The sequence below is a fragment of the Arthrobacter sp. Y3221114 genome, from assembly GCF_059092625.1.
On the sequence record NZ_JBNHHW010000008.1, the window covers coordinates 54,728 to 68,075 of the forward strand.

15 protein-coding genes are annotated in these 13,348 nt (G+C 65.4%); 3 read left to right on the forward strand and 12 right to left on the reverse strand.

From position 1 onward, the window contains the following. Positions 1–6: 6 nt before the first annotated feature. Positions 7–1,374, reverse strand: a complete 1,368-nt coding sequence (dnaB, locus tag AC5RV3_RS15810; protein ID WP_493941666.1) for a replicative DNA helicase — start codon at positions 1,372–1,374, stop codon at positions 7–9. Positions 1,375–1,867: 493 nt separating this feature from the next. Between dnaB and AC5RV3_RS15815 the strand changes: the two genes are divergently transcribed. After that, positions 1,868–2,656, forward strand: coding sequence for a hypothetical protein (locus AC5RV3_RS15815; protein ID WP_494122933.1), 789 nt, complete (start codon positions 1,868–1,870; stop codon positions 2,654–2,656). A 96-nt stretch (positions 2,657–2,752) separates the two neighbouring features. Here AC5RV3_RS15815 and AC5RV3_RS15820 read toward each other — a convergent pair whose 3' ends face one another. The 10 genes from AC5RV3_RS15820 to AC5RV3_RS15865 all read right to left on the reverse strand — a co-directional run bounded on the left by AC5RV3_RS15820 (position 2,753) and on the right by AC5RV3_RS15865 (position 11,165). Beyond that, entirely contained in the window at positions 2,753–3,520 is a 768-nt protein-coding gene (locus tag AC5RV3_RS15820) for a PhzF family phenazine biosynthesis protein (RefSeq protein WP_494122934.1), read from the reverse strand. Positions 3,521–3,669: 149 nt separating this feature from the next. After that, positions 3,670–4,119: a 50S ribosomal protein L9 gene (gene rplI / locus AC5RV3_RS15825; protein WP_493988326.1), complete on the reverse strand. Its 450-nt coding sequence runs from the start codon at positions 4,117–4,119 to the stop codon at positions 3,670–3,672. A gap of 27 nt (positions 4,120–4,146) precedes the next feature. Further along, entirely contained in the window at positions 4,147–4,386 is a 240-nt protein-coding gene (rpsR, locus tag AC5RV3_RS15830) for a 30S ribosomal protein S18 (protein WP_136787674.1), read from the reverse strand. A 58-nt stretch (positions 4,387–4,444) separates the two neighbouring features. After that, entirely contained in the window at positions 4,445–5,014 is a 570-nt protein-coding gene (locus AC5RV3_RS15835) for a single-stranded DNA-binding protein (protein ID WP_494122935.1), read from the reverse strand. 94 nt (positions 5,015–5,108) lie between these two features. After that, the gene (rpsF, locus tag AC5RV3_RS15840) at positions 5,109–5,414 is read right to left on the reverse strand and encodes a 30S ribosomal protein S6 (RefSeq protein ID WP_136787676.1); all 306 of its coding nucleotides are present in this window, start codon (positions 5,412–5,414) and stop codon (positions 5,109–5,111) included. A gap of 280 nt (positions 5,415–5,694) precedes the next feature. After that, positions 5,695–6,414 (reverse strand): response regulator, encoded by a 720-nt coding sequence (locus AC5RV3_RS15845; RefSeq protein ID WP_494122936.1) that lies wholly within the window; start codon positions 6,412–6,414, stop codon positions 5,695–5,697. Further along, positions 6,407–7,675: a sensor histidine kinase gene (locus AC5RV3_RS15850; RefSeq protein WP_494122937.1), complete on the reverse strand. Its 1,269-nt coding sequence runs from the start codon at positions 7,673–7,675 to the stop codon at positions 6,407–6,409. The genes AC5RV3_RS15845 and AC5RV3_RS15850 overlap by 8 nt, the downstream gene beginning before the upstream one ends. An 18-nt stretch (positions 7,676–7,693) precedes the next feature. Next, positions 7,694–8,542: an ABC transporter permease gene (locus AC5RV3_RS15855; RefSeq protein ID WP_494122938.1), complete on the reverse strand. Its 849-nt coding sequence runs from the start codon at positions 8,540–8,542 to the stop codon at positions 7,694–7,696. A 2-nt stretch (positions 8,543–8,544) separates the two neighbouring features. After that, positions 8,545–9,531 (reverse strand): ABC transporter ATP-binding protein, encoded by a 987-nt coding sequence (locus tag AC5RV3_RS15860; RefSeq protein WP_494122939.1) that lies wholly within the window; start codon positions 9,529–9,531, stop codon positions 8,545–8,547. Between the two features lie 272 nt (positions 9,532–9,803). Further along, entirely contained in the window at positions 9,804–11,165 is a 1,362-nt protein-coding gene (locus tag AC5RV3_RS15865) for a protein kinase domain-containing protein (protein ID WP_494122940.1), read from the reverse strand. Between the two features lie 484 nt (positions 11,166–11,649). Between AC5RV3_RS15865 and AC5RV3_RS15870 the strand changes: the two genes are divergently transcribed. Together AC5RV3_RS15870 and AC5RV3_RS15875 are read left to right on the forward strand one after the other, a co-directional pair. Further along, positions 11,650–11,847: a hypothetical protein gene (locus AC5RV3_RS15870; protein ID WP_494122941.1), complete on the forward strand. Its 198-nt coding sequence runs from the start codon at positions 11,650–11,652 to the stop codon at positions 11,845–11,847. A gap of 156 nt (positions 11,848–12,003) precedes the next feature. After that, a complete protein-coding gene (locus AC5RV3_RS15875; protein ID WP_494107071.1) occupies positions 12,004–12,201 on the forward strand; it encodes a hypothetical protein in 198 nt (65 codons plus the stop codon). 270 nt (positions 12,202–12,471) lie between these two features. Here the strand turns inward: AC5RV3_RS15875 and AC5RV3_RS15880 are convergent, their stop codons facing one another. Continuing rightward, positions 12,472–13,158, reverse strand: a complete 687-nt coding sequence (locus AC5RV3_RS15880; RefSeq protein WP_494122942.1) for a hypothetical protein — start codon at positions 13,156–13,158, stop codon at positions 12,472–12,474. Positions 13,159–13,348 lie beyond the last annotated feature (190 nt).

Here is a 13,348-nt window from a genome sequence, read left to right on the forward strand (position 1 = left end):
CAGCTGCTAGCCGTGCTCAACCGCCATGTTGGCGAAGCGTGAGTAGTGGCCCTGGAACCCGACCACGATGGTCTTCGTCGGTCCGTTACGGTGTTTGGCCACGATGACGTCTGCTTCGCCGGCGCGCGGGGATTCCTTGTCGTAGATGTCCTCGCGGTGGAGCAGGATGACCATGTCGGCGTCCTGCTCGATCGAACCGGATTCGCGAAGGTCGGACACCATCGGCTTCTTGTCCGTACGCTGCTCGGAGCCACGGTTCAGCTGCGAGAGCGCGATGACGGGGACTTCGAGTTCCTTGGCCAGCAGTTTGAGGGCACGGGAGAACTCCGAGACTTCCTGCTGGCGGGATTCGACGCGCTTGCCGGAGGACATCAGCTGGAGGTAGTCGAGCACAACCAGCTTCAGGTCGTGGCGCTGCTTGAGCCGCCGGCACTTGGCACGGATTTCCATCAGCGACATGTTGGGGCTGTCGTCGATGAACAGGGGCGCGTCATTCATCCGGCCCATGGTGGTGGCGATCTTGCCCCACTGCTCGTCCTTGATGGTGCCCTTGCGCAGGTCCTGAAGCCCGATGGTGGCTTCCGCGGAGAGGAGGCGCATGGCGATTTCGTTCCGGCCCATTTCCAAGGAGAAGAAGACCGTGGTCATGTTGTTCTTGATCGCGGCAGAACGTGCGAAATCCAGTGCGAAGGTGGACTTGCCGACCGCGGGCCTGGCAGCGATGACGATCATCTGGCCGCCGTGCAGGCCCTGGGTGAGCTCGTCGAGTTCGTAGAAGCCGGTGGGCACGCCGGTCATGCCTTCGCCGCGGTGGCCGGCGGATTCGATCTCGTCGACGGTGCCTTCGATGATGTCCTTGAGCGGGACGTAGTCTTCCGCGGTGCGGCGTTCAGCGACGGCGTAGATCTCGGCCTGGGCCTGGTTGACGATGGCGTCGACTTCGCCGTCCTGCGAGTAACCCAGCTGGACGATCTTGGTGCCGGCGTCGACCAGGCGCCGGAGCACAGCACGTTCCCGGACGATCTCAGCGTAGAAGCCCGCGTTGGCGGCCGTGGGGACGGACTGGATCAGGGTATGCAGATAGGCGGGTCCCCCGATGCGGGAGATTTCGCCGCGCTTGGTCAGCAGGTCGGAAACGGTGACGGCGTCGGCCGGTTCGCCACGGCCGTAGAGGTCGATGATGGCCTCATAGATGCTTTCGTGGGCGGGGCGGTAGAAGTCCACGCCGCGGAGCACTTCAACGCAGTCGGCGATGGCGTCCTTGGAGAGCATCATGCCGCCCAGGACCGACTGTTCGGCCACCAGGTCTTGCGGCGGCGTGCGGCCGAATTCGGAATCCCGACCTGTTGCCGAATCCGCGTGCGCTAACGACACCGCTGCCTGCTTTCTTTGCTCCTCGAACCGGATACCGCATCCCCCCTGGACCCAGAATTACCAGCCGGTTCGGACCATTTCGTCGGATCGTTCTGGGCGCGCAGGCTGCAATTCACCGCGCGGTTCCAAGGTGGGATACTCCGCAACGGTAGCCCCCTTCCCCCTTCCCACCAAGCGAGTTATCCACTGACCCTGTGGATAAAATGTGGATCAGTGGGCGTGTCTTGTGCACAGGCTGTGTGCAGAGCTGTGGAAACAATGCTGAACTCGCGAGTAACCCCGCGCTGACCTGCGGAAACGCTATCCACCGGTTGTGGACAAAAAGAAGTTTGCTGTTGATTTTCCCGCAATTTTTGCTGTTGACAGATTCGGAATAGACGCGTACGGCAAATGTTATCCACGGGTTATCCACAGGCGGGAATTACAGGGCTGTGATGCCCGCGTTCAAAGACTGTTGGCGCGCGGACCATCGTGCGGGACGTACGATTCAAGTATGGAATTTGTGGTGCCGTTGCTCATCGCCGTACTGGTGGTCGTGATCGGCCTGGTGATTATGCGGTTGGTCTCACGCAACGAGGCCAGCGGGCCCCGCCCGGGGAGCGGATCGTCGGCGAGGCCGGCACCGGCCGCGACCCGGGAAGCCGCTGTCGCAGCCAGCGGACGCTTGAACCAGCAGCAACATACCGCGGTTTACGCTCTGATTGCGCAGGGGCAGGCTTTTGCTGCAATTCGCGAATACCGGACCGCCACCGGTGCGGGGCTCAGGGAGGCTACCTCGGCCGTCGCTCAAATGTCCGCGCACCCGCAGCCGTACACGGCACCCCGCCACGAGGCTGCCCCTACGCTCCAACCGGAGGATGAGGAGGCCCGGGAGGGGCACCCGGCCCGCCCAGAGGACGAGGAGCCCCGGAAGGCGCCCCCGGCACAGCCGGAGGATGGGGCACCGCGGCAGGCAGAACCCGCACGCCCACAAGAGGATGAGGCGCCCCAGGGTCCGACGCCCGCAAACCCCCCGGAAGAGGTTGTGTCGCCGGCAGAGCCCACTCCTGCGGCGCGCCCCCAGCCGGCCGGATACCGGTACCGGGCCATTGTGTCCAAGGGCGACACCATCAGGGAAGTGGCCAGCACCCGCCTGAACGACGACGTCTTCGGGCGAATCCGCAGCGCGGCGCTTGGCGGGGACCGCGACGGCGCCGTTCGGCTGCTTTTGGAACACTCGGAAGCCAGCGAGATGGAAGCGCGGGAATTCGTGGATCTGATCGAGCCGGATGAGGAGCGCTAACGGCCCCGTCCTGCAAATATGCCAGCGGCCGCGAAGGTGACCCCGCCCCACCACCGACCACGGATTTCTGCGAAAGCCAGCGTTAGGGCCGCCGGGTCAGAGCTCCACCGTCCCGCTGATCACGGTCTCTACCGTCCCGCCGACCCAGACATCGCCGCCGTCGGAGTCGATGTAGACCCGCGCGTCCCGGCCGAGCGCCGTTCCCTGGCGAACGGAGTACGCGGCGGGTGCCGCGCCCTCGGCAATCAGCCACTGGGCCAGCGCGGCGTTCAGGCTGCCGGTCGCCGGGTCCTCCGCCGGAAGGTCCTCGAAGCCCATCAGCCCGCGGACCTCGAAGTCGACGGCGGAGCCGCCAGGATGGGCGCCGATCAAACCGACGCCAATCGGTGACAGGGCGGCATAGTCGGGCACGACGTCGAGGACGGCCCGGGCGTCCCGCAACTGCAGGCCCTGCCACTCGGGGCCGTTGTCCGCCCACTGGTGGCGCAGCACGTCGTCGCGCTCAATCCCCAACGCGGCACAGATCTTCGCGACGTTCTCCTCGGGAAGCGGCCCGCTCCTCCGCCGGGGCGGCGCAGCGAAAGCCAGCCGTCCGCCGTCGTGCTTGACCTTGACCAGGCCGGCTCCGCATTCCTGCACGATCACTCCCCCGGCCTTCGGCTGCCCGCCCGCTGCCAGCCAGACGTAGGCCGTACCCAGCGTGGGATGGCCGGCGAAGGGCAGCTCGCCGCTGGGCGTGAAAATCCTGACCCGGTAGTCGGCTTCAGCGTTCCCGGGCGGCAGGAGGAAGGTGGTCTCGGAGAGATTGGTCCAGTTGGCGAAGCGCCGCATCTGCTCGTCGCCCAAGTCACCGGCGTCCGACACGACCGCCAGCGGATTGCCCCCGTGCACGGTCCGGTAGCGAAGACGTCCACCTGGCTGAACGAAGTGTGCTCACGTCCTACAGCGTACCGGGCGTTAACCGCTGCAGGCCGGGTCCTGAACGGACCCGGCCTGCAGCAACAGCGAGGCTGTTAGCCAGCAACGACCTTGAGGTCGATGACGGCGGAGACCTCTTCGTGCAGACGCACGGTCGCCTGGTAGTCGCCCACCGACTTGATGTGCTCGGTCAGTTCGACCTTGCGCTTGTCGATGGCGCCGAGGCCGGCGGCCTCGACAGCGGAAGCCACGTCGGCCTGCTTGACCGTGCCGAACAGGCGGCCCGACTCGCCGGCCTTGACGGTCAGGGTGACCGGCTTGGCGGACAGCTGGGCAGCGAGCTGCTGCGCGTCTTCCAGGGATGCGATCTCGCGAGCGGCACGTGCAGCCTTGATGGACTCCACCTGCTTCTCGCCGCCCTTGGTCCAGGTCAGGGCGAAGCCGCGGGGCAGAAGGTAGTTACGGGCGTAACCGTTCTTTACCTCGACGACATCGCCAGCAGTGCCGAGACCGGTCACTTCGTGGGTCAGAATGAGCTTTGCCATGTCAGTACTCTCTCCTCTTCGCTTCGCTTAGCCGCGGCCAGCGCCGGAGTAGGGCAGCAGGGCAACTTCGCGGGCATTCTTGATTGCCAGTGCGATCTTGCGCTGCTCCTGCACGGTGACGCCAGTCACGCGGCGGGCGCGGATCTTTCCGCGGTCAGAGATGAACTTGCGCAGCAAAGCTACGTCCTTGTAGTCGATGACGGTGACGTCAGCGGCCTTCAAGGGATTGGACTTTGGTTTGGGCTTACGAATTTCAGCCTTAGCCATCGTGGAGCTCCTTTATCTTGTGGAGCCCGTGGATCTTTTCCACGGGATGGGGTTTGTTTTAGAAGGGAGGTTCGTTGGAGTCCGGACCGTTGCCCCAGCCGCCGGACGAGCCGCCGGCCGGTGCGCCCCAGGGATCGTCCTGGGGGGCGGGCTGCTGGCCGGACTGCTGTCCGCCCCAACCGCCCTGGTTCTGGCCTCCGCCGAAGCCGCCGCCGCCAAAGCCGCTCTGGCCACCGCCGAAGCCGCCCTGGCCACCGCCGGAGCGCTGGGTACGGGTGACCTTGGCAGAGGCGTAGCGCAGCGAGGGGCCGATTTCGTCGACCTCAAGCTCCATGACGGTACGCTTTTCGCCCTCTTTGGTTTCATACGAACGGGACTTCAGCCGGCCCTGAACGATCACGCGCATGCCCTTGGTCAGGGTTTCAGCGACGTTCTCGGCAGCTTCGCGCCAAACCGACGCCCGGAGGAACAGGGTTTCCCCGTCCTTCCATTCGTTGGACTGGCGGTCGAAGGTCCGCGGCGTGGATGCAACGGTGAAGTTCGCTACCGCGGACCCGGACGGGGTGAACCGCAGCTCGGGATCGTTGGTGAGATTACCGACGAGCGTGATAACGGTTTCGCCTGCCATGTTGCCTCCTGATGTCCTAGTCCCGCTTGCCGGCGGCGCGCGGGAATGTCTTCGTCAATGCCGCTCCCGGAAAGGGTGCGGCGATCACAGCTGATTACTCAGCGGAGATCTTCTGCTCCTCCGGGCGGATGATCTTGGTGCGCAGGATGGTCTCGTTCAGACCAAGCTGGCGGTCAAGCTCAGCAGCAGTGGCGGGAGTGGCGGTGAAGTTAACCACCGCGTAGATGCCTTCGGACTTCTTCTTGATGTCATAGGCGAGCCGGCGGCGTCCCCAGATGTCCACCTTGTCGATGGTTCCACCATCGTTGCGGACAACGTTGAGGAACTTGTCGAGCGAGGACTCTACGGTACGCTCTTCGACCTCGGGGTCGATGATTACCATCAGTTCATAAGCACGCATTGTGAACCCACCTCCTTCGGGCTAAGCGGTCACGGTCTTTCCGTAACAGGAGGTTCTGTTGCGTTGCCTGCCTGCCACCGCGCGGCGACTTCCGTGTGTTTTGGCTATTGTCACAGGAAATACCAGCCGGCGCTGACAGCACAGACTTACCAATGGTACCGGACGGCGGTCCGCGCTCGTGAATCCGCCGCACGGACCTGTCCTCCACAGGCCCGTGTGGCCGGAAGCGTTGTCCGTCTCAAGGCACGGCGGCCGAGCCGCCGCCCGGGGGGCGGCGCTCTCAGTAGTCCAGCCCCAGGCTGGGCACCACCAGTCCGGTCTCGTACGCGTACACCACGGCCTGCACCCGGTCGCGCAGGTGCAGCTTGGCGAGGATCCGCCGCACGTGCGTTTTGACGGTCGCCTCCGAGAGGAAGAACCGGTGGGCGATCTCCGCATTGGAAAGCCCCTCCGCAATGGTCCGCAGCACTTCCAGTTCGCGCGGCGTCAGGTCATCCAGCAACGGGTCGCGCTGCGGCGGCACGGCCGGGCTGCCGCCCGGGGCCAGGCCGCGCACATAGGTCTCCAGCAGGCGCGCCGTCACCCGCGGCGCCACCACGGCGTCCCCGGTGGAGACAAGGCGCACCGTTTGGACCAGTTCCGCCGGTGCCACGTCCTTGAGCAGGAAGGCGCTCGCCCCGGCCTGTAGCCCGGCAAAGGCATACTCGTCCAGGTCGAAGGTCGTCAGGATGATCACCCGCGCGCACAGCCCGGCGGCCACGATCTGCCGGGTGGCCTCGATGCCGTCCATGACCGGCATCCGGACGTCCATCAGCACCACGTCCGGGGAGAGCGACCGCGCCAGCTCCAGCGCCTCGGCGCCGTCGGACGCCTCCCCCACCACCACGACGTCGTCTTCGCCCTCCAGGATGAGCTTGAAGCCCATCCGCAGCAGTGGCTGGTCGTCCACCAGCAGCACTTTCACCGGCCCGGCCGGGCTCCCATCCGCGCTGTCAGACACTCGTGTTTTCCTCTCCGGGCCAATACAGGGTTGCCTCCACCATCCAACCACCGCCGGACCGCGGACCTGCGGCAACGCGGCCGCCGTAGATGGCGGCCCGCTCGCGCATGCCGTGCAGGCCCTGCCCCGCGCCGAGTGAATCGGCCGGCCCGTCCTGCCGGCCGTCGTCGGCCACCGTGATGTGGATGGCGTCGCCGTCCCGGACGAGGGCAACGTCCACCCGGGTTGCGTCCTTGGCGTAGCGCAGCACGTTGGTCAATGACTCCTGCACGATGCGGAACACGGTGAGCCGGAAATTCTGGTCCTCCGGCAGCGCCGGTCCTGCCATGACCGTGCGCAGCGGCAAGCCCGCGGCCCGGAAGCCGTCCAGCAGCCCGGTCAGCTGGTCCCCTGTCGGGACCGGCACCAGCGGGGCCGCGTCCGTTCCGTTCTCGCTGCGCAACACCCCCAGCACCCTGCGCATGTCGGCCAGCGCCGACCGGCCGGTCGCGGAGAGCTGGTCCAAGACCTCGCCGGCGCGTTCCGGATCCTTGCGCGCGACGACGGCGGCGCCGTCCGAGAGCGCGATCATCACCGAGAGCGAGTGTGCCACCACGTCGTGCATCTCCCGGGCGATCCGGGTGCGTTCGGTCGCCGACGCCAGCCGGGCGTTGTCAGTGGCCCAACGCTGGAGTTCGGCGTCGTGGAGCCGGTCCCGGCGCACCGTGACCCCGATGCCCGCAGCGATGACATTGGCCAGGACCAGCACAAGGCCGGTGACCAGTCCGACGTAGCTCGGGACCTGCCCGAGGGCAATCTGCTTGACGATCTCCGGCGGCATCCTGACGCCCATTCCCACCAGCATGGGCACGGCGGCGAGGACCGCTGCGATGATGGCCTGGACCGCCGGCCGGGTGGTGGCGACCGTGTAGACGGCGAACCACATGGCAAAGGAGCCACTGCCGGTACTGGTCAGCACCACGATCAAAAAGTCCACCAGGGCGATGGCAGCCAGCACCAGCAGCGGCGCCCGGCGCCGCCAGACCAGTGCGACGCCGCCGGCCAGCAGCAAAAGCAACGGCGGCCATTCGCCGTTGACCGCAGTGATCAGGGCATTCGGCAGGCCGAACAGCACGTGGATGCCGACCAGCACCCAGTCCATCACCACCGGGTGGGTATGGAAGTAGCGCCGGATCGGTCCCCGGCGCCTGGACGATATTTCGGTGAAGGAGACGGCGGCCGTTCGTTTCGCCGCCTCCTTCACCGAGGCTTGATGAGTCACGCGTCGAGCCCGCCGCGCTTATACGTCCCGCGTCTTGGTCGTTACCGCCGCCCCGGCCAGCAGTACTGCCGCCCAGGCGGCCATGACCAGCCAGCCCTGCCACTGGGTCAAGTCGCCCTCGGCCGTTTCGAGCATGAGCATTTGGCGTCCCGCATTGGAGGGCAGGTAGGGCATCACGCCGTCCTGCACCCAGTCGAAGGGGATGATCTGGGCGACGATGGGTAGCACCAGCAGCAGCACGACCAGCGTGACGATGCCGCCGGCACTGTTGCGCAGCAAGGATCCGAGCGCCAGCGCCATGAGGGCCACCACCGCCAGGTAAAGGCCGGACAGCAGCATGGACTGGACCAGATTCTCCACGTCGAGCCCGAATTCTTTGCCGTAATTGGCCAGGATCGGCTGCAGCAGGAAATAGGTGGCAAAGCTGGAAGCAATTCCGACGACGGCCGCGACGACAGCGACGACCAGCGCCTTGGCGAACAGCGGCGACAGCCGGGACGGCACGGCCGTCATGGTCGAGCGGATCATGCCGGTGGAGTATTCGGAGGCGATCAGCAGCACGCCCAGCGACCCGATGATCAGCTGGCCGAAGTCGATCCCGCCGCTGGTCATGAGGTAGAGGATGGACACATCCATACCGGCTGCCGCTGGATCCTGACCGGCGGCCTCCATCTGCTCCATGCCGGTGGCGACTCCCCAGCCGCCGAGCAGTCCGATGCCGACCATCACCACAACGGTGGTGGCCAGCAGCACCCAGGTGGAACGCAGCGTGGCGAACTTGATCCACTCGCTCTTCAAGGTCCGGGGGAAGCTCACGCCGGGGCCGGTGACACGGCCGGCCTGCGGGGTCAGGGTTGCAGCGCTCATGGTCACTTTCCTTCCTGGCCGACGCCGGCGGCGACGGCAATGTGCCGTCCCGACCCTGCGCTGCCGGCATTTTCGTGTACATCGGCCACCGGGCCGGAGTGGTATTCGACTTCGTCCTTGGTCAGGTCCATGTAGGCCTCCTCCAAGGACGCCTGCAGCGGGGTCAGCTCGTAGACGAGCACCTGCTGGGCGAGGGCCGTCTCGGCGATGGCCCGCGCGGGGACACCGCTGACCTCCAGCAGTTGCGGTTCGCGGGCTTCGACGGTGACCCCTTCCCCGGCCAGCGCGCGGGTGAGGACGTCGGGCCGGTCGGTGCGTACGCGCACCCTCTGGGCCCGGTTGTTGAGGATGTCTTGGATGGGTGCGTCGGCGATGATCCGGCCGCGGCCGATGACGATCAGGTGGTCTGCGGTCAGCGACATTTCGCTCATCAGGTGCGAGGAGAGGAACACCGTCCGGCCCTCCGCGGCGAGTGCCTTGACCAGGTTGCGCACCCAGAGAACGCCTTCCGGGTCCAGCCCGTTCACCGGTTCGTCCAGAATGATGGTCTGCGGATCGCCGAGCAGGGCGGCCGCGATGCCCAGCCGCTGCCCCATGCCCAGCGAGAAGCCGCCGACGCGCTTCTTGGCCACGGCCCCGAGGCCGGTCAGCTCGATCACGTCGCGCACCCGCTTGGTGGGGATGCTGTGGGTCGCGGCCATGGCCCGGAGGTGGTTGTACGCAGTCCGGGAGGTGTGCACCGCCTTGGCGTCCAGCAGGGCGCCGACTTCGCGCAGCGGGGCCCGGTGCTTGGCGTAGTGCTTGCCGTTGACCAGGACGTCACCCGAGGTGGGACGGTCCAGTCCCATGATCATGCGCATGGTCGTGGACTTGCCGGCGCCGTTCGGCCCCAGAAAACCGGTCACCCGGCCCGGCTGCACGGTGAAGGAGACGCCCTGCACCGCCGGTTTGTTTCCGTAGACCTTGACCAGGTCCTGTGCCTCGATCATCTGAACCGTCCTTCGTGGATTGGAAGAGCGCCCGGATTCCCGGGGCCAATGAATACGTTACGGAGTGCCGGCCGGCCGCACACCGCACTGCGGGATGATCTTCGCGTCCGGCCGGATCGTCCTTACGGATGACGCTACGTGCCGCGGGCAGGCGGGCGTTACCGGGGGAAGCCCTGAGCGGCCCCTGACCGTTCCCGGAACGCTGCTGCGTACTGGAAGAGGTGCCGGCCTGCTGCCGGGCCCTCGTTGACACGGGCCTCGCCAAAAATTGCTCAGACAGCCACAGGGGCAGGGGGCGACTGGTACCGGCGGCTTTCCAAGCGCAACTCCAAGTCGTCCATTACCAGGGCGGCCAAGTCCTCCAACGTCTGAGTATCTTCGTCGCTAAAGTCGCGCGGTTCGAAGTCCAGTACGCAAAGGGTGCCCAGGTTGAATCCGTCCCGGGTTCTCAGCGGGACGCCGGCATAAAACTTCAACCCGAAGTCGCTGGCCACCAGCGGGTTGGCAAACGCCCGGGGATCCGCGGGCGCATTATTGATAACCCAAGGCCCGTGCTGCAGGATGGCCGAGGCGCAAAGTCCGGGTTCCCGGTCGATCTGCTCGACGTCCAGGCCGTGGTGAGACTTGAACCAGATGCGATCATGGTCCACCACGCTGACAATGGCAATCGGGGCGGCGAGAAGGCGGGAGGCCAGTGCGGTGATGCGGTCGTACGCTCCGTCCGGCGGGGTGTTCAGGATCTCGTAGCGGCGAACCGCTTCCATACGTTGAGCTTCGTCCACGGGGATTATGGATGCGTCCACCCTGTGCCGGCCCCGGAGTGCGAGCCCCAAATCAGCCAATGCCAGTGCCACCTCCCGCCCTGTGGGCCGTTCCTCTGGTTCACGTGCCATCATGGCGGTCAGCAACCCCGCCCACTCCGGCCCGAATCCGGCGGGGACGTCCGGATCACGCAGCAAACGGGCAACAGCCGACTCCAGCGGCGGGCCGGGAAAGGCAGCCTGGCCGGTAAGGCATTCCAGCAGAACCAGGCCCAGCGAATAAATGTCGCTGGCCGGGCCTATCGGTTCGCCCCTCGCTTGCTCCGGGCTGAGGTAGGCGGCTGTCCCGTAGACCCCCGGAACATGGGCATCATCGGAAACCACCATGGCGACTCCGAAATCGGCGAGCTTGGCGCGCAGGCGCGAGCCGTCGTCGTCGTAATTAAAAAGCATGATGTTGCCCGGTTTTACGTCGCGGTGGACCACCGAGGTGTTGTGGATGTAGGCCAGTCCCTCGGCCAATTCGCGGCCGATTTGGGCAACGTGGCGGGGCGGGAGGGCACCTTCTTCGGCCAACCGCACCCTCAGGTCGGCGCCTTCAATCAGTTCCATCACCAAATAGATTTGCGGATGTCCGGCTTCGATCTTGTCGATGCCTGCGTCCAGCAGGGTCACCAGATTCGGGTGGTTTAGCCGGGCCAGAAGTTTGATCTCCGCGTTGTCGCGGTGGAATTCTTCCTCGTTCATCGTGGGCCGCTGAATAACCTTGACGGCTACCTCCCGCCCCAAAACCTCATCTCGAGCCCGGTAAACCTTGGCGTTCGCTCCGGTACCTGCCAATTCCTTGAGCAGGTAGCGCCCGTCGAGCAGCATTCCGGATCTATTTAAATGAGGCGCCAACGTCTCCTGCTTCCCTGCTGCCTGTTTAACAGCACCCTTAGCATCTTACGGCGTAAGGCTCCGTGAGCCGGTCGGACACGGCCAGAAAGCCCAATCGCTACCACGAAGTAGTGGGCCCATCATTCTGTCTTAACCGCGCTTACGATACCTTTTTTAATGGCACCAGCCAGGCCAATCCAACGAACTGCTGGAATTCCGATTCGGCGTCCGCCTCCATAGAAAATTCCGTGGTTCCAGACCCCGTCATTGTAACTTTTCAGCGCCGGCCGGGAACCGAGTACCACCAGACCGGAAAGACCACAGTCAAGCCGTCAGCTTTTCGAAGCCGGGCATCGCCTCGTCGAGCGCGGGGTGAAAGCCATGGTAGGCAGCTGTGGATTCATGGTTCTGTTTCAACGCGTGCTGGCCGAGATGAGCTTAGCTCTAGGGAGCCGGCAAAGTTAGGAAAGGAATCAGTATGGCTACCAAGACCGCCCAAGTGATCTGGTCCCAGCCCGGTTCCGAATCGCTCGCCGCGAACATTTGCGCCGAAGTGCTGACCTCGCTCTGGGAGAGGGGGTTCGACGTCGACGAAATTGATGTGTATCGATCAGGTTTCGATCCGTCCTCACTGAAGCCGAAGGTCCGAGCGTTGATCGGAGAACCCGGCGGGTAGGGTCCGTGGGCGTCCACCACGATGACGCCCACCAGGGTCGTCCTTTGGATGACGCTACGCGCCGGTGAGCTACCGGCCATTGAACTGCTGCCCTGCCCCTCCGCCTCCGATGCACACACGCCCAATCCGTGCGGCTGCCGGTCTCGAATACATGGCATGAGCGAAACACCGGATATCAGAATTGCCACCGGCGATTCGATGGTATTGGCTCTTGCCCGGCGCGCTGCCGTAGAAACACTCGCTGAGCTTGAGCGGACCTGGCGCTATCCCCAGCCTGATGCGGTGGTGGCCGCGGCGCGGCGGCATCTGGCAGCCGCCGAGAACTGGGCCGATGCCCGCCGCGAAGGGGTTTAAAGGAACAAGCACCGCAGTGCGGGCGGGATCTGCCAGGTAGCCGAGCGTCAGCAGACCCGATGGCAACACGGACCTGAGGCCGCCGGTGTGGCACAATCGGCGGCAAGTTGGGCGCCACAGAGAGCGGGCCGACACGGGAGGTGAACTGCTCCCCTGGAATTGGAACTGATTATCCCAGTCCAACTTCAGGGGAGCAGTTTAGAGGCGGGCCCGCCCCGTCAGTGACCTCTCAGCCGCGGTCATCCCTTTCGATGACCACGGCAGGCCGCATCAGTGGTTTGTCCGGTCCAACTCGCCGCACGCGACCGGAAGTGTCGCCCACGCCGGCAGCCCCGGCAGGGAGGCCACAGACGCCGGGAGCGGATTCACCCGCGCGTCCGGGTTGATGCCGTGGATCACCACGTGACGGGTGCCCAGCTTCAGTGCCTCCTTCAACTCTGCCTGCAGGTGCGACTTGGAGGCGTGCTCGTGGTACCGGTACCGGCCCTTCGCATCGGCGACGGGGAAGTCCAGCGACGGCGCGAAGCTGCTGAGCTCGCTGTCCAGGGAGACAAGGATGGGCCCGTACTTCGGCAGGCCCTCGATGACATCTACGAAGCCATCGCCGTTCTTGTCGTCCGAAGCGTTCGGGCACTTCTCGCCTGCGTGGATGTGCTGCGGGTGCAGCGTCTCAGCGGTGACTCCCCGGACCTTGATCGTCACGCTCACATCGTCGCCCCTGACCCTCACCACCGCAGTTCCCCTGGTGGAGGGAATGGTGTAGGTCTTCTCGGCCACGGTGTGTTCGCCCGCGTTCAAGGGCTTCAGGTGAGCAACGAAAGTCCGCCCCGCCTCCCGGTGATGATTGTTGTAGCCTCCCCAATCGGGCTCGGGGCCAGAGGCGGCGGAAGCCCCTCCGGCCCCCAGCAGCACCAAGGCGGCCGCCGCGGCCCCTGCTAATACGGCTGATTTACGCATGATGGCTCCTGAAATATTCTCGGGCTCTCTACGGCATATCGGGGTAGCGTCGCCCGTCTTACAACGGGTATTCGAAGTGATGCAGCCTAGGGATTGGAATCTTCGGATTTTCATCTGCGGGGCTGCGTCTTTCCGGCCGGAGCGAGCGGTGAGAGGGACGGGGCGATCGGCAACCGTACCGGCCACGACG

Bases quoted from the DNA above. Each gene is read 5' to 3' on its own strand.
- AC5RV3_RS15815 (WP_494122933.1), top strand. From the start codon at position 1,868: ATGGAATTTGTGGTGCCGTTGCTCATCGCCGTACTGGTGGTCGTGATC.
- AC5RV3_RS15880 (WP_494122942.1), bottom strand. From the start codon at position 13,158: ATGCGTAAATCAGCCGTATTAGCAGGGGCCGCGGCGGCCGCCTTGGTG.
- AC5RV3_RS15865 (WP_494122940.1), bottom strand. From the start codon at position 11,165: ATGCTGCTCGACGGGCGCTACCTGCTCAAGGAATTGGCAGGTACCGGA.
- AC5RV3_RS15860 (WP_494122939.1), bottom strand. From the start codon at position 9,531: ATGATCGAGGCACAGGACCTGGTCAAGGTCTACGGAAACAAACCGGCG.
- AC5RV3_RS15875 (WP_494107071.1), top strand. From the start codon at position 12,004: ATGAGCGAAACACCGGATATCAGAATTGCCACCGGCGATTCGATGGTA.
- rplI (WP_493988326.1), bottom strand. From the start codon at position 4,119: ATGGCAAAGCTCATTCTGACCCACGAAGTGACCGGTCTCGGCACTGCT.
- AC5RV3_RS15870 (WP_494122941.1), top strand. From the start codon at position 11,650: ATGGCTACCAAGACCGCCCAAGTGATCTGGTCCCAGCCCGGTTCCGAA.
- rpsF (WP_136787676.1), bottom strand. From the start codon at position 5,414: ATGCGTGCTTATGAACTGATGGTAATCATCGACCCCGAGGTCGAAGAG.
- AC5RV3_RS15855 (WP_494122938.1), bottom strand. From the start codon at position 8,542: ATGAGCGCTGCAACCCTGACCCCGCAGGCCGGCCGTGTCACCGGCCCC.
- rpsR (WP_136787674.1), bottom strand. From the start codon at position 4,386: ATGGCTAAGGCTGAAATTCGTAAGCCCAAACCAAAGTCCAATCCCTTG.
- AC5RV3_RS15835 (WP_494122935.1), bottom strand. From the start codon at position 5,014: ATGGCAGGCGAAACCGTTATCACGCTCGTCGGTAATCTCACCAACGAT.